The 20,396-nt window shown below is 35.8% G+C and carries 16 protein-coding genes; 13 read left to right on the top strand and 3 right to left on the bottom strand.

The features are described 5' to 3' along the window. Positions 1-102: 102 nt before the first annotated feature. Positions 103-2,457, top strand: coding sequence for a hypothetical protein (locus NIZ91_10635; GenBank protein ID USY53227.1), 2,355 nt, complete (start codon positions 103-105; stop codon positions 2,455-2,457). Positions 2,458-2,681: 224 nt separating this feature from the next. Here NIZ91_10635 and NIZ91_10630 read toward each other — a convergent pair whose 3' ends face one another. After that, positions 2,682-3,608 carry a DMT family transporter gene (locus tag NIZ91_10630; protein USY53226.1) on the bottom strand — a complete coding sequence of 309 codons (927 nt, stop codon included), beginning with the start codon at positions 3,606-3,608 and terminating at the stop codon, positions 2,682-2,684. Positions 3,609-3,800: 192 nt separating this feature from the next. Here NIZ91_10630 and NIZ91_10625 point away from each other — a divergent pair, with 192 nt between their 5' ends. Continuing rightward, a complete protein-coding gene (locus tag NIZ91_10625) occupies positions 3,801-4,259 on the top strand; it encodes an Lrp/AsnC family transcriptional regulator (GenBank protein ID USY53225.1) in 459 nt (152 codons plus the stop codon). A 504-nt stretch (positions 4,260-4,763) separates the two neighbouring features. Here NIZ91_10625 and NIZ91_10620 read toward each other — a convergent pair. After that, positions 4,764-5,222, bottom strand: coding sequence for an 8-oxo-dGTP diphosphatase (locus tag NIZ91_10620; GenBank protein USY53224.1), 459 nt, complete (start codon positions 5,220-5,222; stop codon positions 4,764-4,766). Positions 5,223-5,463: 241 nt separating this feature from the next. On the opposite strand from NIZ91_10620, the gene NIZ91_10615 reads away from it, so the two are divergent. The 4 genes from NIZ91_10615 (at position 5,464) to NIZ91_10600 (ending at position 9,587) form a co-directional block, all read left to right on the top strand. Beyond that, complete coding sequence (locus NIZ91_10615; GenBank protein USY53223.1) at positions 5,464-6,462, top strand: DUF3231 family protein; 999 nt, start codon at positions 5,464-5,466, stop codon at positions 6,460-6,462. A 610-nt stretch (positions 6,463-7,072) separates the two neighbouring features. Continuing rightward, positions 7,073-7,429 (top strand): DoxX family protein, encoded by a 357-nt coding sequence (locus NIZ91_10610; GenBank protein ID USY53222.1) that lies wholly within the window; start codon positions 7,073-7,075, stop codon positions 7,427-7,429. Positions 7,430-7,772: 343 nt separating this feature from the next. Next, positions 7,773-8,258, top strand: a complete 486-nt coding sequence (locus tag NIZ91_10605) for a DinB family protein (protein USY53221.1) — start codon at positions 7,773-7,775, stop codon at positions 8,256-8,258. 216 nt (positions 8,259-8,474) lie between these two features. Further along, positions 8,475-9,587, top strand: a complete 1,113-nt coding sequence (locus NIZ91_10600) for an MBL fold metallo-hydrolase (protein USY57144.1) — start codon at positions 8,475-8,477, stop codon at positions 9,585-9,587. A gap of 359 nt (positions 9,588-9,946) precedes the next feature. Here NIZ91_10600 and NIZ91_10595 read toward each other — a convergent pair whose 3' ends face one another. Then, a complete protein-coding gene (locus NIZ91_10595) occupies positions 9,947-11,053 on the bottom strand; it encodes a hypothetical protein (protein USY53220.1) in 1,107 nt (368 codons plus the stop codon). 427 nt (positions 11,054-11,480) lie between these two features. On the opposite strand from NIZ91_10595, the gene NIZ91_10590 reads away from it, so the two are divergent. The 7 genes from NIZ91_10590 to NIZ91_10560 all read left to right on the top strand — a co-directional run bounded on the left by NIZ91_10590 (position 11,481) and on the right by NIZ91_10560 (position 20,383). Next, positions 11,481-12,677: a hypothetical protein gene (locus tag NIZ91_10590; GenBank protein USY53219.1), complete on the top strand. Its 1,197-nt coding sequence runs from the start codon at positions 11,481-11,483 to the stop codon at positions 12,675-12,677. 558 nt (positions 12,678-13,235) lie between these two features. After that, entirely contained in the window at positions 13,236-14,252 is a 1,017-nt protein-coding gene (locus NIZ91_10585; GenBank protein ID USY53218.1) for a nuclear transport factor 2 family protein, read from the top strand. A 101-nt stretch (positions 14,253-14,353) separates the two neighbouring features. Next, positions 14,354-15,946, top strand: coding sequence for a sodium/solute symporter (locus tag NIZ91_10580; protein USY53217.1), 1,593 nt, complete (start codon positions 14,354-14,356; stop codon positions 15,944-15,946). Positions 15,947-15,992: 46 nt separating this feature from the next. Beyond that, positions 15,993-17,192 carry an MFS transporter gene (locus NIZ91_10575; protein USY53216.1) on the top strand — a complete coding sequence of 400 codons (1,200 nt, stop codon included), beginning with the start codon at positions 15,993-15,995 and terminating at the stop codon, positions 17,190-17,192. Positions 17,193-17,328: 136 nt separating this feature from the next. Continuing rightward, entirely contained in the window at positions 17,329-18,342 is a 1,014-nt protein-coding gene (locus tag NIZ91_10570; GenBank protein ID USY53215.1) for a LacI family transcriptional regulator, read from the top strand. Between the two features lie 36 nt (positions 18,343-18,378). After that, complete coding sequence (locus NIZ91_10565) at positions 18,379-19,137, top strand: glucose 1-dehydrogenase (GenBank protein USY53214.1); 759 nt, start codon at positions 18,379-18,381, stop codon at positions 19,135-19,137. Between the two features lie 64 nt (positions 19,138-19,201). Next, positions 19,202-20,383: an ester cyclase gene (locus NIZ91_10560; GenBank protein ID USY53213.1), complete on the top strand. Its 1,182-nt coding sequence runs from the start codon at positions 19,202-19,204 to the stop codon at positions 20,381-20,383. Positions 20,384-20,396 lie beyond the last annotated feature (13 nt).

Here is a 20,396-nt window from a genome sequence, read left to right as displayed (position 1 = left end):
ACAAAGCCTCTTTCTTAGGAAAGGGGCTTTTTTGTATGGAGAAAGGAGGATTTCTAAAGACAAAGCCATTGTATAAAAACAAAATACTGAAGGAGAATGAAAATGAAACGACCAATTATATCAACATTACTAAGTCTCTCTTTATTTACTGGAGCACTTCCAGCGGCTGATGTACTTGCAGAAAGTAATAAGTCAGGCGAAAGAAAACATAGCCTGTTCAACACAGAAAAATACGACTACATAACGTATGACGCACTTAAACAAAAACTGACTAACTATGCAAAGACAAGCAGCAGAGTTAATCTAAGTATTACAGGTAAGTCATCTACTGGCAAAGACTTATATACCGTTACGATAGAAGATTCAGAGTCTAAGAGTTCCGCTGAGAAATATAAAACGCTCCGTAAACTAATGACTGATAACCCTGTAAAAGCTCAGCAATATTTGAAAGAGAATCCTGATGTAAAAGCACCCATATTAATTCATGCATCTATACACGGTACAGAGTTCGTAGGCACGGATGCGGTTATCAACCTGATTGAACGTTTTGGTTATGAAAACGACAAGGAAACGAAGGAGATTTTAAAAAATTTTACGTTAATTATAAATGTCAATGCTAATCCAGATGGAAGAATAGATGCAACAAGGTTTAACGCTGAGGGAGTTGATTTAAATCGAGATTTTGTAACACAATCGCAGCTAGAGACAAAAGCGGTGGTTAAACAAATTGTAGATTATAACCCGTTACTTCTCTTAGATCTTCATGGATACGTGAAACAGAGGGGAGCTGCTAAACATCCTGGCCTCATTCTTCCAGGAACACCTCCTCATAACCCGAATTATGAATATGATCTGTTATATAAATGGATGAACAAACAAGCGGAAGCGATGGAATCAGAACTAGTAAGTGAAAGAGAAAACTATGAATCTGAACTCTATCAAACGATGGAAGGGACACATATTCCATTAAGAGATTCAGCCTCCGGATGGGACGTGTATCCGCCGATTTACACACCTGCTTATGCAATGCTGCATGGGGGCTATGGATATACACTTGAAGCACCAACAAACGATTGGGATGGTGTGAAGTGGCAAGTCGATGCTGTTTCAGGCGCATTGAAGTTTGCTCTTCAAAATAAACAGGGCATGCTTAGTGACCAGATTGAAGTTTTTGTTCGGGGGGCCAAAGGGGAACATCCAAATAATGAAGAACATTTCTATCCCGAAGCTTATGTGATACCAGAAAACAAAGAAGATAATTCAGTAGTGTTAAAGGCTGTTCAGCATTTAGTAGACAACGATGTGAAGGTGGAAAAAAGTAATCAGTCCTTTACCTTGGATGGAAACCGCTATGAAAAGGGAACGTATATAGTAGATATGGACCAAGCGAAAGCTGGTTTAGCAAACGTTTTTCTGTGGGATGGTGAAGACATCACGAATGATATTGATGCTATGTATGACATTTCTGCCTGGAATCTTCCTGAGTTATGGGGTTTCGACGCAATCCAATCACATGAAGAGCTTAAAGTGAAATCAACCCAAGTGAAAAAGGTAGTTCATGCGGGGAAAGTAACCGGATCTGGTCCATACGTTATCCCAAATACTTCTGTCGAAGCTGTTTCTCTTGTTAATGCACTTTTAAAACAAGGAGTTTCCATTAAGAAAGATACGAAAGGGAATTTCTATGCCAATGCAAATAGAGAGCAAATTCAAAGAGAGGTTCAGAAAACTGGATTATCTGTAAAGTCTGGAAAGATACCAAATGAAGCTGTTGCTCTTAAAAAGAAAAAGGTTGCGATTCTAAAAGATGGTGGATTAGGGAAAGTTCAATCTCATGCTGGAACAAAGCTAGCGTTAGAGCGTTTAGGGTTTGATGTGACTGAAGTACATCCAAGAGAAGTAGCAAATCAGGGGTTAGGTGCTTACGATGCTTTTGTTTATAGTGGTTCAGCAAGCCTCGTGTCTTATAAACAAAGCGAAGCGAACAAGGAGTTTGCTCTAACAAGTGAAGAAGAAGTAAAGGCGTTTTATGAAAAATTGAATCAATTTGTGCAAGGAAAAGGTAAGTTCATTGCAGTAGGCGCTGGAGGATCTCAAATTGCGAAAGCAGCTGGACTTACAGATGTTGAAGTAAACAGAGGCTTTTCAAGCAGCAATGGAATTGTAAACGTTGAATATAAAAATTCACCGTTAACAGCAGGCTATAAACAAGAGGATATCGGTTTCGTATACAGTCCTGTCTGGTACACGAACACAGACAATATGAACGTAGCTGCAACTTTTGCTAACAGCGACGACTTCTTTGTAGCAGGACATTGGAAGGATAGAAACAATGCAAAAGGACAGGCGGTAATTATACATGAGAAAGAAAAACCTGTGACGCTGATTGGTATTGAGGCAGGGTTTAGAAATCATACGGATCATTTGTTCAGATTGTTATCTAATAGCATTCACTAAACCCGGTATTTTGTTAGTTATACGTTCATAGGAATCAAAAAAATTTAAAAATTTCTAGAAATAAATAAAGGCGCCAGATTCTACTTTCAAGCAGGAATTGGTGCCTTTATTCATTTTAGGAAAGGATAAGCATGATCAGTTACTTTGTTAAAACGATTGTATACGTAACTGTTGGATCAAAACAAAAGTGTCCATATGGAAAAGCGATTTTACCAAGTCCAACTCTATAATTTTTCACGAAAAGCTTTATTTTTTAAATTATTAGGTATTCTTATTTTATTGAACCCGTACTCGGTTATATATAAGCCCATTAGGATTAAAACTCCTCCGAGGAGTGAAAAGTGACTTAGTTTTTCATTTAATATGATTCTAGCTATAACTATTGTAATAAATGGCACTAAATAAATAGAAGTACTTGCCTTTACTACACCAAGGCGATTAATTGCTATGTTCCACATAATAAAACCAAGTAAAGAAGCTCCTAAGCTTAGGTATAAAATGTTTGGTAGTACACTATAACTCAGTAACTTTTCAATTTTAAACTCTGTCCCATATATATATAGAATAGGTAAAAGAGTTACTAATCCATAGAAAAAGGTTTTTCTCGTAACATATAAATAGTTATGTGTTTTACCGATTTTTCTTAAGATAATTGAATAACAAGCCCAAACAATAGCAGCTAGTAGGGCTAATACATCGCCAAAAATATTCAATTGAAGGTTAAATTCTCCATTAAATATTACTAAAAATACTCCTACTATGGCGAGGATGGATCCTAGTAAAAACTTTTTGCTTAATTTTTCTACTCCTATAAAATAATAAGCCATAAGGGCTGTCAATATAGGTGATATAGATACTAATAATCCTACATTTGCAGCTGTTGTATATTTTAAAGCAATGTTTTCTATAAGAAAAAACAACATTCCACCAGTAAAGCCAGCACCCAGAAACAGAAATTCTTCCCTTATGTTCGTTGATGTTTTAAACTTTGGATAAATTAACAATAAAACTAAATAGGCTAGTAAAAATCGATAAAATAGAATTTCTATAGGGCTAAGATAGACTAGCAAAAGTTTAGTTGAAACATATGTTGCTCCCCAAATAATTATGGTTATAACTGCTACTAAATGACCTAATACTTCTTCTTTCAAGCTAAACATCCTTTCTATATCCACTAGTATCTTGTATAAAACAATATATAATTTCTTTCTCATCTCCCATTGATTAATTTTTGGAGTCCGTTATTATTTTAATGTAAAAATTAAAAATTTTGCTTTATATATGTTATAGAATATAAGAATATATTTTAAATTTAGAAAGAAAAAGGCAGGATGATATTTAATATGAAAATAGATCATGTAGATATAAAAATAATTGATGAACTTAGCAAAGATGCACGGTTATCTATGTGTGAACTATCTAAGCGTGTTAATTTATCTTCACCTTCTGTAACAGAAAGAGTAAGACGTCTAGAAAACGAAGGAATTATAGAAGGATACACTTTAAAAGTTAACCGAGAGAAAATGGGATTAACTATACAATGCTTAATTGAAATTACTTTAAAACACGCTGAATATGATCGCTTTAAATCTGCTATACAGAATTGTGCGAACGCTGTTTTTTGTTACCGTATTGCAGGAAAAGCGTGCTATATTATTAAATTAACTGCTTTATCTATGAAAGAAATAGAAGAATTTATTGATTCAATTTCCGCTTTTACTCATACAGTTACTTATTTTATTTTTTCCGAAATTCAAATTGACGAGAATTTTTCCGAAGCATTAAATAAGAATTTATCATAACAGATAAACCGAGTGATTTTTCATTCTGTTATTCACCTTTTAATATCAATGAGCCCTTTCATTAAGAAAGGAAAAATTCAAAAGAATTTGTAGATTAACGTTTCAATTTTAAAACATGTGGTACATATATAATATGACACCAATATTATTACTATTGGATGTTATGAAAAGGTAAATACTTAATTAAGAAGGGACTGATTCGTTTTGAAAGAAATAACAGCGACTTCAACAAACGTATTACCTCAAATTAAAAGTAGATATTCGTATTTTGCACAAGGCACTTTGGTTATGAATCGATATACGTAACGAAAGAGGCTCACAAGGGCCAATAAATTCCTAAACAGTACGCGAAAAAGCCTGTATCTTTTTAGATACAGGCTTTTTCTTTTTGAGTTGGCATAGATTTAATTGTTTTTCCAATGGTTACTGTAGGAAAAGGAAATGGAATTATTAGATTAAAGTGCTACCTAGAACCCACATTACGTCAACTGGTTTCTATAGTAGTTATAATTTTTGATGGACCATTTTATTTTGACTGTATGTAAATAAATGATTTCCTTTATGAGCTAGTAATGTTGGTAAGTAGTGTGGGATTTTTTCTGGTATGCCAAGATTATTAGGGTTTAAAATCCAATCAATATCTTTCCAATCTAAAATGCCTTCTCGAGTTTTTATTGGTGTATCATATGTAAAAAGGGTGTCTAATTCTCCAAGAAAAACGTGTATTCCATCTACTTTACCTTCAGGAGTTAACCACGTTACAACTCCTTGAGATATAAAACCACTCAATTGAATAGTTGTTTCTTCCCAAACTTCACGGAGCGCAGATTGTTCAGGAGATTCATTTTTCTCTATTTTACCTCCAACTCCATTCCATATCCCCATAATAGGTTCTTTTTCTCGATTTAACATAAGGATTTTATTGTCTCGTTTAATAAAACAAACTGTATATTTAAAGTTCATTGTTTACCATCCTTTTCTCATTCTCTTAAGATTATCATATAAGGACAATCAAACATCAAATAAAGATTCTGTAAAAGTATACTTTTACAGATGATAAATTCAAATCTATTACAAGACTTTAAAACTCCAGTTAGATGCCAAATTAACAATGTTGGCCTTTGTTATGAATATAAAAATCATGTTAAATGTAAGGATTTGGGGCACAATACTATAAGTTTATATAGTATGGGAGGTAACAGGTTTGGATAATAAAATGAGATTAACGTCCTCAGAAATTACAAGTTTATGGACACAATATATTCAAGATACAATGGCTGTTTGTATTAGCAAATACGTGTTGGCAACGGTTAAGGACCCTGAAATTTATTCTCTATACGAATTTACCCTAGATATATCCGAAAAGCATTTAAAAGTGCTTAGAAATATTTTTAAATCTGAAAAGCTGGAGCCACCGAAAGGATTTACTGAAAAAGATGTAAATGCAGATGCACCTCCTCTGTTTACAGATGTTTTTTGGTTAGGCTACATGCATGAGATGACAATGCACGGGTTAGCTGGATATAGTATATCTTTTAGTGTGTCGGCCAGAAAAGATATACGAGATCACTATTTCCAATGCAACATTGATGCTATGGAGATTTATAATAAGTCGATCGAAATCCTTTTATCCAAAGGTATTTATCAACGATCTCCCTATTTTTCTACATCTCAAAGGAGTCAATCAGTTACAGAGATAGGATATGTTATGGATTTATTCGGAGATAAACGACCTTTAAATTCAATGGAAGCAGGAAATATTTTTTTTAATCTAAAAAAGAGCATTGCAGCTAAGGCTCTCGTCATTGGATTTAAACAAGTAATTAAAGATAAAGACATTCATAAATTTATGGATAATTGTTTACATACAGTTAATAAAAATATAAATATTTTCTCTTCTATCCTTCAGGATGAAAATCTTAAACCTCCCCAATTATTAGACAATGAAATTACAAATTCTGATGTAGCTCCTTTTTCAGATAAATTAATGGTGTTTCATACTGGATTTTTATTTAATTTAGCCGCCACGTATTATGCTGCAGCTATGGTAACAAGTATGAGGATAGATGTAGCTGGACATTGTGACGCCTCTATTTTTCGGGATTTGAAAACGATCTCATCTTTTGGGAGAATTATGATTAAAAAAGGGTGGATAGAAAAACTACCAGAGGCGGATGATCGTAAAGAGTTACCTGATAATTAATGAAAGTTTTTACTCTTTTATAAATGTTTAAGATGGGGTAGCGTCAGAAAAGTGCGGATTTACAACGTTAAGGAAATCTAAATATAAGAAAGCCTACTTGGTATTGTAAGCGAGATAGTAGGCTTTAGTTACCTCAAAAATTAGCAAAGCTTAACTATAAAAGTAGAACGAAAAACACAGAACTTTTAACCGATGAAATAATCCAAAAATATGAATGGTTTTTAGAAAGAGTTAACTCTCAACCTGAACATACGCCAATGACAGTAAGTTTGTTAGAAAAATATTCCCTAAGAAAAAGAAAAAGGTATAAAGTATTATTGTTTCAGCTGTTAACTGTGTGTTTTTTTTACAAACTTGATTATAGTCACTAAAATATAAAGTAAAATTTATCTAGTTGTCAGCTTATATAGCAGAAAATCTATTTAAAAAGACCAAGCCCTCATACACATTGTTCTAACAATTTAGTCATATAATGCAACTAAGAAGATTTACTTTTACAAGTAGCTTCTGTCTTTATTCTTACTTTATAGGATCTGATGCTTACTACGCTGAAAAGCTCTTTTCAAAAAGTTTTAGGCTTTGACTTAAAATGGAGAAGGAGTGAGTGGTTATGCTATCAACGGTACTGCAGTTTATTTTGGGAGTTGGCTTTTTATTTTTTGGTTTCATGAAGTTTTATTCTCAGGACATGGTTAGTGAGTTTGAGCGGTATGGCTTTTCGAGTGGGTTCCGAAAATTCACAGGATTTGTAGAAGTAGTTGGAGCTATTGTTATCGTGTGGGGAGTTTGGTATGAAAGTCTTTCCGCAATCGGTGCGTTTGTATTGGGCGTAACGATGCTGGGTGCAATCTATACGCATTTAATTCGTGCAAAAGATTCGTTTTCAAAAGTGGTTGTTCCTATTATTCTCTTAGCACTAGCGGTAGTAGTATTTGTACTGAATTTTGATTCCATACCGTTTTTATAAACATTAATATGCAATGTTAGCCGCGAGTTTCGACTAGCGGCTTTTTTCATTCTCTATTCTGCTTTTCAAGCAATTCAATCATCCTATCATTTTGTTTTACTGTTTTTCGCAGGTTTGATTCTATTGAAAATAAAGTGACCATAATTGCGAGAAACCCAAATATTAAAAAAATCATAGTGCTTTACAACTCCTACACAACATGTTATTTAAGAAAATAATAACTATATAATAACATATTTTCTATATTTTACATATAATTAGTGCTAACTTAATAGACCTTTTAATTATTTCAAATTAGTGTATAGTAAGGATAAATTATACAATTTACTAAAGAGGTGAGGTTTTGTCGGAAATAGAATACGAGTGGGTAAAGAAAACGCGGCAGATTTTATTGGATCAATGTAAAGAACTAAACGAAGCTGAATTTAGGAAAGAGTTTGAATTTGGATTTCAAAGCATCAGAGACTCTTTAGTTCATGTAGCTGGGTGCTACCATGCATGGTTGGGTTCTTTTGTGCTTTTAAAAACATCCTCACCGCTACTAACGAAAGAAGCTATTCACACTATGCGAGTAGAGGATATTGAACGTTATTTTCAAGAGGCTGATAGATATGTAGAAGAAGTAATCAGAAATGCCACAGATACATTTGATGAGCTTATCGAAAGAGAGCCTTCTTGGAAAACTACTAGTGAAGTGGTAAGAAAGACACCTCGCCAACTACTAATTCATTCCATCACTCATGAATTTCATCATAAAGGACAAATTGTGATTATGCTACGGCTGCTGGGTTACACCCCTGAAAATACGGATATTTTGGTGTTAGAGTGAAATGCGGTAGTTGCTTGTTATTCCGCTCGCTTTATTCGGTTGGCTCCTCACTGGTTTAACTGTAAACTCATTTGGAAATATAGGGAATATATTGCTAAAAAACAAAGCCATATGTAAATTTCTTCTTGCTACAAGGAAGATAAATTGCTTCTTCATTAATATTCCATCTATAATAGGTTCACAACCTATTTGGCTTACTAATGGAGGCAGACAATGATGTCATACGTATTATTATTTCTAATTTTATTAACCTTTGGTGTTGTGCTGTTTATTAATGTTCATCCAACGTTCGGGGCAAACCCAACCAAATTACAAAAAGAAGCCTATGAACGGTTTCCTCATTATGAAAATGGCAAGTTTAAAAACATGGTGCCTACTAACATGAAAATGAGCGCAGCTGACATTCTGTCTTTTATCAAAGATTCTATGAACAAAAAGCAGGAGCGAAGTCCAAGAAACCAGCTTTCTATGAAAAAGATTGACTGGGAAAAGGTGAAAAGTAAGGAAGATAGTCTTACTTGGTTTGGTCATTCAGCTTTTTTACTAAGCATTGACAATAAAAAACTTCTTATTGACCCCATGCTTGGTTCTACAGCTTCGCCTGTATCCTTCATTGGAAGCAAGCGCTATAGCCAAGATATTTTACATATCATTGATGAAATGCCACCGATTGATGCAGTTTTATTAACGCATGATCATTATGACCACCTTGATTATTCGTCGATTAAAAAGCTTAAGCACAAAGTAAAGCACTTTTTTGTGCCGCTTGGTGTAGGCGCTCACTTAATGAAATGGGGCTTTTCTTCACACAGCATTACTGAGCTGAACTGGTGGGACGAGGTAGAATCAGGAGGTATAACACTAGCTTTTACTCCTTCTAAGCATTTCTCTGGAAGAGGCGTATTGAACCGTGATTCCACACTTTGGGGTGGCTGGGTTATCCTTGGTAAAAACACGCGCTTTTATACGAGCGGTGACGGTGGATACGATACTCATTTTAAAGAAGTAGGAGAAAAATACGGTCCGTTTACCTTAACGCTGATGGAAGGCGGACAGTATGATGCGCGCTGGTCGTGGGTTCACATGAAACCAGAAGAGTCGGTGCAAGCACATCTTGATGTAAAAGGTGAAACGATGATGCTCATTCACTGGGGGGCATTTACCCTCGCGTATCATAGCTGGACGGATCCAATTGAACGAGCCATTCAAAAAGCAAAAGAAAAAGACGTGAACTTGCTTGTTCCAGAGCTTGGAGAGACGGTTTTGCTTCGTGGTGAAAAAGCAAGCAGCGTGAACGAGTGGTGGAAAAGTGAAAGGGAAGAAGCATAGATAAAATGTGTCTTTTGATATCTATTGATCAACTGCTACACCAAGGACTATAAATTTTTCTTGTTTGATATTTACTTTTTGACTTTGCAAAGTAAAATCTACTTACTAAGTCTTCTAGTATATTTAGAGTTGAATATCGTTGTATCTTCTTTAATAGAAGGTGTAGTTCATCTAGAATTTTAATCAGTCTGAAGAAAGAAATATGATTATATCTATGTTTAAGAAAAGCTGGTGGGTGCTTTCGATTTGCACGAATCAATCATATTTCATAGAGGTCTAAAGGTAAAACAATTTCCTCTTTTATTATTAAATGAATAAGGACCCAATTAGGATCCTTATTCTCTTATATATAATGTATCTTAACGTGCTATTACTTCAAACTTATCATCGGATGGATTAGCAGTGTTTTGACCTGCATCCTGATACCACCGGTTGCTCGAGTTCATCATCGTTTGTACACGAGTCGTGGACGTGGCTGCGGAAGGGCCATCAAGACCAGTAGTAGCGCCATTTTTAATTTCAGCAGGTGCGGTGAAGCCCATAGAATAGAAGTACCAATCTCGCGCTGCGCCATGCTTTCCACCTTGATCAGTAACTGAAATATACCAAGGTTTCAACTCAGCGAATGCGGTTAGCTGAATCATGCCTTTATTACTGTCGCCAATGCCAACATCCGTGATAGCGCTCGACTTATATTGTTCGAATACCACTCCTTTTGCTTTTAGATGGGTTACGTATTGACGGGAGATTTCGCCAGTCCATTTACCTCCTAAGTAGCTTTTGGAGTCTTGTGACCAAAAAGGGTCGAGAAGAGCCACGCGCTTCGGCCTGAGATTTGTAGCAATCGTTCCTCCATCTACCTGGTCGCTAATCAGTTTTGCACTGTTCGTAACCATTTGGTTTCCAAGCGAATGTCCTGCAAAACGAACTTCGCTACCTGTAAAGCCTTGCATTGCTTGTTTGTATGTATTCACAAACAATTGCGCTGCTGAAACTGTCGGTGCGCCAGCTGTGCTGTATGTACCGTCTTTCTTACGCCAGCGCATACCCTGTGGTCCGGAAGTTGTCCAAATTTTAGCCTCTGCGTCTTTTACTTCGCCTTCATCAGCGAGTTGGTTCCAATAGAAAATACCAATGTTCCACCCTTTGGAAACCCAGTAGTTCACAGTGTTCACATCTGGACCATTTGTTGCATCATTTCGTTTTGGGTTGAATGTTTCACGGAATAGAGACGCAGTGGTGTCTTTTTGCCATCCGTGAATATAGATGATAGTAGGCTTGCTTGCGTTAAAGTAAGAATTGGATTGTCCAGCAATAAATTTTTGTGAAACATTTCCTGATCCGAACCAGTAGATTCCAGTGTCTAGAGTTTGTCCATCATATGCAGATGCAATAGAAGCAGGAAACCAAGGAGCAATCGTAAATAGCAAGACCAAACTTATGATAATATGACGTAGCCTCTTCAAATCATCAACCTCCAAATGAAGTTTTGTATTCTATTAACCAGTATAGTTCAATATTTTTAATTTTCAATATATTTTAACTAAAATGTATGCGCTTTCTTTATTGTTCTAAAAATGTTTCTAATGGAGGGCATTTTTAGAAGCATAATTAGGAGATGAAGTGATGATGTATGTGATTCTTATAGTCATTGATATAATGAAAAGGGAATTTTAATATGCATAAACTTATAGAACAAATCATAATTGATTATACAGATAGTTTCATTATACGGTGGTCAAAAAAGAACAATAGATCTCTCTATATTGTGAAATCTAATTTTTAATTAGCTAAAATATAGACTTTCAAATAAGAAATATAGAGGAGTTTAAGGGCAACTCTCGAATAAAAAGAAGGAGCTTTAGATTATTTTGTTGGAGAGGTGTGCAGAACGTGAAAAGATTGGCTACATCAATTATGTTAGTAGGAGTACTTTTATTTTCAGGATTGTTTACTTTAGCAACAGAAGCAGCAACTGTACCAACGGTTAGCTACACAAAGGGCGGGGGTCGCTCGTTAATCTTTGTGAATAACCCGGAGCAAATTTACAACGGAGATTTAGGGGATGCGAATCTAGGAGACAAGTCTATTTACCGAGATACGTTAGCTCCAGGAAAGTATCGTAATTTCTTTGAACATGTTAATCGATCAGGGTCTACAATTGGATTTGGTATTCAACTCTATAATCCAAACTCTTATCCAGTAACAGTAACTGTAAATGGTAGTGGATACGAAGCAAGCGTGTTCGGAGGGCGACCGTTTGAACAAATGTTTAGTGCGTATTCTTCAACAGGAACTTCCTACACAGTTCCAGCTGGAGGGAGTCAGTGGATTATGCGTAAAGATAACTCCGTTACCAACGGTAGCTTCTTTAGCGGTGTTATTGACTTTACTATTTCAGGCGGACAGGTAATTATGAACAACACGGCATATCGGAATTTCAGTGCTTTAGATGGATCTACAGCATATATGGGCTATGTTCAGCGAATAGAAAGCGATGGAACGCATGAAGCACGCGTTTACAAAGGAATGAGTCCTTATTCGGAAGTGACAGCAGCAAACGTCAATTTTACGATTAGCGATTCGGATGCTCAAGGCGTACTAGCTGTTCAATATCCAAATTACAACGTCAGTACAGGGACATATGGAAGTTCAAGTATTCGTTCAGGCGGGTGGGTTAGCAGCATTAGTCCGGTAAATAATCAAAATGCTATTACAAATGACATGCTTTCGTTCGATATGCCAGGTTGGGGAACTGTTGATGCTCTTCGTCCATCAGATGGGGAAGGAAAGTATGGGAATCTAGCTAACTGGGGTGTTGTATACACAGTCAAAGGGTCCGTTACAAACAACGGTACCCGAGCAAGAACTGTATCAGCTAACTACAAAGGAAACCCTTCTTCAAATGCATTTATTGCATATCGAGGTAGCGATAATACGTGGAGAAGCACACAAGTAGCACCAGGTAGTAACATTCAATACTATACGTTTTCAGTGCCTGCTAAAACAACCGTTGCTTATGAAGCAAAATTTGTAATTGGTGGTCCAAGCGGAGGTAATATTGTTCAATCAATTTCACTTAATAACTAATAAAAAGGTGATACGAGATAATCTTCTCGTATCACCTTTTTATATAAAATAAATGTTATGGCTATAAAAAATCTAGCCAATATATCTCTTTCCTCCTACATGACTTTATTCCTCAATTCTTCATCGTTCCTTAACAATTTATCAGTGATTATGTCAAAGAATTTACTTATGTCAGGATTGGAGATCAAAAAGTATATGGAGCTATTCATATCGTCTTCAGAAGTAACAATACATTCGTTGAAACCAGTGTGAGGGTTGTTTATATTGCTGACATTATTAAAAAGCCAAGTATATCTATCGATGATCCTTTAATTATTGCTAGTGGTGAATTAAAAAACAGAAGACATTTTTCATTCTACTGTAAAGCTATGAATTTATATATAACTAGCTAAATATGTGATATTTTATTTTGATGGAATAAAGGAGAGCGCAAATTTAAATATTATAAATATTCTAAATTTACTATTTACTTTTCGTTTGAAATTCGATATTATTCAATATAAATAAGAGTTTGTTACTTTATATAATTTTGAATGCGCATTCAAAAAGGAGGTTGCAATGAGTAATTACCAGGATGAAAAAAAGATTGTAATGAATTACTTTAATGCTCTTGAGGAAGCTTCACTTAAGGATGTAGAGGGCGTACTAAAAGAGTACACAAGTGAAAATTACCTTTGGAGAGGCGTATATCCTTTTCGAGAACAGCAAGGAAGTCATGCAGTAGTCACATCGTTTTGGAGACCACTACTAAAATCAATAAAAAGACTTCAGCGTCGCCAAGATATATTTATAGCAGGAACAAATGAAATTGGTGGAGAGAAATGGGTAATGAGTATGGGGCACTTTATGGGGCTCTTTGATGAGGATTGGCTTGGTATTCCAAGAACAGGAAAAATGATTAATTTAAGATACGCAGAATTTAATTGTGTGGAAGACGGAAAAATTACTCAAACCGGCCTATTTGTAGACATCATTGGCTTTATGCTTCAAGCTGGTATTAATCCTTTACCACCATCGACAGGTACATATTATGTATATCCGGGTCCAAAAAATCACGATGGTCTTTTATTTGAAGATGCTAATCCGGAAGAAGGAATTAAAACGTTAAACCTTGTTAATCAAATGGTAAATGATTTATCTGAGCTAAATAAAAATGAAGAAGCCGGGTGCCCTCCCCACGTACTGGAGCGGAGCTGGTCAGAGGACATGATTTGGTACGGTCCCGGAGGAATAGGTGCCAGTTATACGATACCAAGGTATCAGAAACAACATCAACTTCCTTTTCGAAATAACCTTAAAGATAAAGAATTTAATGGACATGTCTGTCGCTTTGCCGAAGGTTCTTTTGCCTGTTTTTTTGGATGGCCCAACCTTTCAAATACACCGGCCGGAGGTTTTCTAGGTTTGCCAGGAGGTAATATTCGCGCAGATATGCAGGTAGTAGACGTATATTATCGAGATGGAGAAAAGCTTTTAGAGAACTGGGTATTTATTGATATTCCGTATTGGCTAAAACAACAAGGTGTCGACATTATTCAACGGACGCAAGAAATTATGAACCCTAAATTAGTTTAATGCATTAATTCTGTAGAAATGATTTATCAACATTATAGAGAATAGATTGGTTTTGACAATGTTTGAATCCGCATTCAAAAAGAGGGGGGTTTTATAAACATATGAGTTCAATAGATATAATTGTTGTCGCCGTGTATATGCTGGCTTTGGTTACTATGGGTTACAAGTTGGGAAAGGACAATGACAATCAAGATGATTATTTTGTAGGTGGAAGATCTGTTGCAACTTTTCCTATTGCCTTATCGATAGCAGCTACTACTGTAAGTGCAAATGGCTTTATCGGTGGACCAGGCTGGGCTTATGAATCTGGTTTAGTCGCATTCATGTTGAATTTCAGTATACCTCTTGTATTAGTACTAACCTTATCAATCTTCTTGCCTTTTTTCTATAATTTACGAGTAACTTCAATTTATGAATACATCGAAATGAGGTTAGGTGGGAAAAGTAGACTTCTAGTCGTGTTAGGTTTCATTGTTTCAAACGTCATTCAAGTTGGGTCGTTTTTATTTATCCCTTCTCTAGTTATTCAAACATTTACAGGCTGGCCACTAACCGTAGTAGTTCCCCTTGTTGTTGCTGTTTCTATTTTTTACACGTTACTAGGGGGAATAAAAGCTGTAATTTGGACGGATGCCGTTCAAATGTGTGTTCTCTGGGGAGGAGTTATTGCCACCATTGTTATTATCTTAATGAATATGGACATAGGGTTCTTTGATGCTATGAAAGTAGTAAAAGAAGAAGGGAAGCTCGATGCACTAAACTTCTCTTTTGATGCCAAGTTAGAAAATGGTGTATGGGTAGCTCTAATCGGTGGACTATTTATGTGGCTTAAATATTATGCGACCGATCAAACGCAAACTCAACGAATGTTCGCTGCCAAGTCAATAAATGAAGTGAAGCGCTCCATTTGTATTAGTGGCTTCGTGATGAATATTTTGTATTTTGTGTTTATGATTATTGGCTTACTGCTTTTTGTATACTTCGATGGTGAAAAGTTTGATAACTCTAACAGCGTGATGATTACATTCATTGCTGATGCTATTCCTGTAGGGATATTAGGATTAATCATGGCAGGCGTATTCGCTGCTGCGATGTCAAGTATTGATTCAGTATTAAACTCTGTAACTACTGTGTTTATTAAAGATATTTATGAAAAGTTTGTTAGTAATGGGAAACAAGCTTCAGTAAAGGTCTCAATGACTTTTACTTTAGTGTTTGGGGTATTACTCATTGCGTTTACCTTATTAGCATTCAGCGGAACTACTGCATCGATCTTAAAAGTGGTGGGAAGCTACCTATCTTACTTTTCAGGAGCTATATTAGCCATGTTTTTACTGGCCATGTTTACAAAGAAAGCAAACGATGCTGGCGTAGCTATAGGGTTTGTCTCTGGGATTCTTCTTACAATTTATATTGGAAATTTAGGCGTCGTAAACTGGCTCTGGAACTATCCAATCGGTTGCATCATTACATTTACTATCGGTTATCTTGCTAGCCATCTTTTAAAAAGCAGCAGGAAAATTGAGCTTGAAGAGTTCACGTTTAATGGTCAAAGAGCAAAACTTATAGAAGAAGGTAATACGACAGATGAATACGGGCACTCAATTATTCCAGGGGGAATAGATAAGTATTCCTATGCTTTAATAGGACTATTTATTGCACAAGTTTTGCTGTTTATATTCATTCAGCTATAGAATGGAAGCGAAAAAGTGAGAGGTGGAACGTAATAGGAGTGATAAGGTGAAAAAGAATGTACGTCTTGATATGATACTTTTTTTCATCATGAGCCTGCTGTTTTTTATGAGCATTTCAGCATTTGATCCGTTCATTTCAACATTTGCAACTGAAATTGGAATTACCCCATCGGTTGTTGGTGGGATTGTAGGAGTAGCTGGCTTAGCATCCTTATTTACTAGGCTACCTGTAGGTGTCCTGTCAGATATGCTTTTAAAAAGAAAGCTATTTATTCAGGTAGGACTTTGCATTACAATCATTTGCTGGTCGATTGCTTTTTTGTTTCCAAGTGCTGCTACTCTATATTTAGGGAAGATATCAGATGGTATTACTGGCTCTACATGGGTGATTTACAATGTTATGTTTGCTTCATTTTTCGGTGTGAAAGAAGCGGCAAAAGCTGTTGCTATTCTAGGGATAGCATCACCAGCAGGCTCTTTAATAGGCTCTACCATTGGTGGAATCGTCGCAAATCAGTACGGGTATGAGTATAGCTTTATCGTAGCTGTTATAGCTGCATTTATTGCATTGCTTTTATCATTCTTTGTGAATGAAAAGCAACATACAGAATGTAAAGTTCAATATGATTTAAAGATTCTAGGTGAGCAACTTAGTGATAAAGCCATCTGGCTTATAGGTCTGCTGGCAACTGTCTCTATAATGGTACCTTTTGGTACGAGAGATACTTTCACGCCGCTAGTTGCAGTTGCACTAGGTGCAAATCCATACATGATAAGCTGGCTATCCAATACCCATCTAATCTTATATGGGATTGCCACTGCTTTATGTGCTCCGTTTTTTTACAAAAAGCTAGGAATTGTTAAGACAGGTATTATAGGTGCTTTATTGCAAGGTATTACAGTCATGTTTATCCCTTATGCGCCTAATTTAATAACGTTGTTCATTTTACAGGCAACTGCGGGTATAGCGTTTGGTATGAATTTCACGGTGTTAACATCTTTAAGTATCTATGAAATTCCGTATCGGAAACAGTCGACTCGAATGGGGATCTTTCAAAGCGTATATGCTGGAGGAATGTTTGCAGGTCCAGTAATTATGGGAGTGTTATCCGAATTTTCTTCACTACATGTCAGCTTCTTTGCAATAGGAATAACGTCTATTCTTTGCGCTTTGTTTATGAAAATAACTCTCAAAAAAGAATTTACAGTGAATATAAGGAGTGAAAAGGCTATTCAGCAAAAATGATAAATTTATTGAAATTATCAGAATTATCAATTATAATTTAGTTTGAATCCGGATTCAAGATGAGTGTTACTCTATTTTAAAATGCTTCATCTTCTTTCCAGCTTCAAAAACAAGTAGGTTGAAAGGGTTTTGGTTAATGAAGGGCAGAATCAGTGCGTATGATGTAGCGGAAAAAGCAAAAGTTTCTCAATCAACAGTCTCGAGAGTGTTGAACAACTATCCGCATATTAAAGAAACTACAAGAAAGAAAGTACTTAAAGCAATTGAAGAGTTAGGCTTTACAAGAGATGAAATTGCTAGAAGCTTAGCAAGTAACAAAACGAGAACTATTGGATTAATTGTTGGAGATATTACAAACCCCTTTTTCGCTGAATCCGCAAAGGTCATTACAGGTAAAGCACAGGAGATGCAGTATGATGTGATTCTTTGTAACACAAACCATAGTGAAGAAAATTTAAACAAGTATATCCAGACGCTCAAAGGGAAACGTGTTGATGGAATCATTATTGCAGCGGCAAACAAAGATAACGAGCAAATAAAAGAGTTATATGATCAAGGGTTTCCCGTTGTGTTATTTAACAGTATTTTAGAGCATGAAAAAGCCAATTATATTGCTGTGGATAATTATAAAGGAGCCAAGCTAGCAGTTGAGCACCTTTACAATTTAAATCATCGTAAAATAGCCTATATTGCTGGCCCATCTACTTATGTCACTACACATCTGAGAAATTTAGGTTATCAGGATGCTTTAAAAGAGTTAGGTATTGCGATAAATACAGACTATATTTATAGCCAAAATTTCTCATACAATGAAGTTTATCAATTTACGAAAAAGTTATTAAAGTCTTCTAATCGTCCTACTGGCTTTTTTGCTGCATCCGATCAAATGGCACTAGCAGTGTTAGATGCTGCTGCCAGTGAAAATATTAAAGTCCCACAGGAATTATCAGTTGTAGGGTTTGATGATATTGATTTAGCTAAAAATCAGTATATTGGTTTGACTACCATAACCCAGCCTAAAGAAAAAATGGCAACTCTTGTGTTGGAAAAACTATTATTGCTCATTGAGCGTACAGAAAATCAAGAAGAAGGGTTTCGAATCATATTGGAACCGGATTTAGTTCAAAGGAAAACGACGGCATCTATTTAGTGCTGTTTCATCCCAAGTGTTAGAGAGGTAAACTAAATGAATTTCGCTGATTTGCAAGAGAAAAAAGTAATTGTGACAGGTGGAGGCAAAGGAATTGGTAAAGATATAGCATTATCATTCGCCAAATTAGGCTCAACAGTTGTTATTACGGGCCGTAATGAATCTACGTTACGCGAGGCTGTTGAAGAGTTACGGTCTTACAATTCGAATTGCACTTATATATCTGCAAATATTCAAAATGTAGATGAAGTGTACAAAATGATAGATGGTGCGGTATCACACATGGGAGGGTTAGATATCGTTGTCAATAATGCAGGAATAAACATTGCAAAGCCTGCTATTGAAGTAACAGAAGAAGATTGGGATGCTGTAATTGATACCAATCTCAAAGGAATTTTCTTCTGTTCACAGCGTGCTGGTAAGTACTTTATCCAGCAAAAAAGCGGAAAAATCATCAATATCTTATCACAGATGGCATTTGTTGGTTATATTAACAGAGCCTCGTATTGTTCGAGTAAAGGAGGAGGGATGCAGCTAACCAAAGCTTTAGCCGTTGAGTGGGCACCATATAATGTAAAGGTAAATGCTGTGGCACCAACGTTTATTGAAACTGAACTGACATCAGGAATGTTTGAAGATAAGAGCTTCTATCAAGATGTTATAAGTAGAATACCTCTAGGAACAATCGCTAAGCCATCAGACGTTACGGGTGCAGTATTGTTTTTAGCGTCTGACATGGCTAATTTTATCACAGGTGAAACCATTAAAGTTGATGGTGGATGGACAGCAATTTAACCACTTTATTTGTAAACGCATTTTTGAATGCGCATTCAAACTACCATAAGAGGAGGCTAGTATCGTGACAAAATTAAGTGAATTGAGCCAAGAAGCTCCAAAATCCTCTACGGATACGAGCAATAAGCCTAATAATGAGAAGGTTTTTTACGGTAACTCAAAAGAAATTAAGCCATTTGGATACTCAGATTATAATGAATTTCTTACCAATACAGAAAGTAAGCAACGAATGCAAGGGTTTGATAAACAGTACCTTAATTTTGTTGATTACATTGTTAAAATAACTCATCATATTTGGGAAGATAAAGGGATAGGCATTATTTATCAAACATATCACAATAACATTACGATGCACTTAGGTAGTCAAAGCGTGCAGGGCATTAACGAAGTAGTATCAGGAACGCTTCAAACATTACATGCTTTTCCAGATCGGAAGTTAATTGGTGAAAACGTTATATGGTCTGGAAATGATCAAGAGGGATTTTTATCTTCTCACCGTATTTCTTCCAATGCAACGAATTTGGGAGAATCGAGTTTTGGACCTGCTACGGGGAAGAAAGTTTATTTTAGAACTATAGTAGATTGTTTTGTTCACTCTAACAGAATTGTTGAAGAATGGCTTGTAAGAGATAATCTTCACCTTGTACAGCAACTAGGTTTTGATCCAATAGAAATTGCTAAGAAGATGCCAAATAAGAGACCCCCATTTCAATCTGATTTTGGTTTAAGTCAAACCATGGAAGGACAAAGAGTTCCTTCTGTTTATTCTCCACAATCAACAAAATTTGAAATTGGAGACTTCATTTTAAAGATGTATAACTTAGTGTGGGAATGGAAGTTATTCAATCATTTAAAAGATTTTTATGCTGATAACGCAGTAAGCCATTATATATGCAATAAGGATTTAATTGGTATTAATCAAATGCAAGGAATGTTGGTAAGTTTATTTGCTTCTTTTCCAAATGCGAAATTTCTAATCGACCGTGTAACATGTAACGAAGGAATCGTAAAAGATGAATGGGAAGTTGCCGTTAGATGGCGGTTACAAGGTCTTCACGAAGGAATCGGCTACTTTGGAAAACCAAGTGGAAACACAGTAGAAATTTTGGGCATTACTCATATCAAAGTGCGAAATGAAAAGATAGTAGAAGAATGGATTACATTTGATGGATTGGACGTATTAACTCAAATTCATTCCCCAAAAAAATCTGAAGTAGCAGCAACAAATATAGAAGAGCGCGTCTAACTAAAATATTTTT

The sequence above is a fragment of the Bacillus sp. 1780r2a1 genome, assembly GCA_024134725.1.
Classification (GTDB): Bacteria; Bacillota; Bacilli; order Bacillales; family Bacillaceae_H; genus Priestia; species Priestia aryabhattai_A.
The sequence above is the reverse complement of the archived record's forward strand: the minus strand, read 5'-3'. Positions and strand labels throughout refer to the sequence as shown.

Coding starts and splice junctions, on each gene's coding strand:
- NIZ91_10635 (USY53227.1), top strand. CDS start 103: ATGAAACGACCAATTATATCAACATTACTAAGTCTCTCTTTATTTACT.
- NIZ91_10625 (USY53225.1), top strand. CDS start 3,801: ATGAAAATAGATCATGTAGATATAAAAATAATTGATGAACTTAGCAAA.
- NIZ91_10620 (USY53224.1), bottom strand. CDS start 5,222: ATGAACTTTAAATATACAGTTTGTTTTATTAAACGAGACAATAAAATC.
- NIZ91_10610 (USY53222.1), top strand. CDS start 7,073: ATGCTATCAACGGTACTGCAGTTTATTTTGGGAGTTGGCTTTTTATTT.
- NIZ91_10600 (USY57144.1), top strand. CDS start 8,475: ATGTCATACGTATTATTATTTCTAATTTTATTAACCTTTGGTGTTGTG.
- NIZ91_10585 (USY53218.1), top strand. CDS start 13,236: ATGAGTAATTACCAGGATGAAAAAAAGATTGTAATGAATTACTTTAAT.
- NIZ91_10580 (USY53217.1), top strand. CDS start 14,354: ATGAGTTCAATAGATATAATTGTTGTCGCCGTGTATATGCTGGCTTTG.
- NIZ91_10570 (USY53215.1), top strand. CDS start 17,329: ATGAAGGGCAGAATCAGTGCGTATGATGTAGCGGAAAAAGCAAAAGTT.
- NIZ91_10565 (USY53214.1), top strand. CDS start 18,379: ATGAATTTCGCTGATTTGCAAGAGAAAAAAGTAATTGTGACAGGTGGA.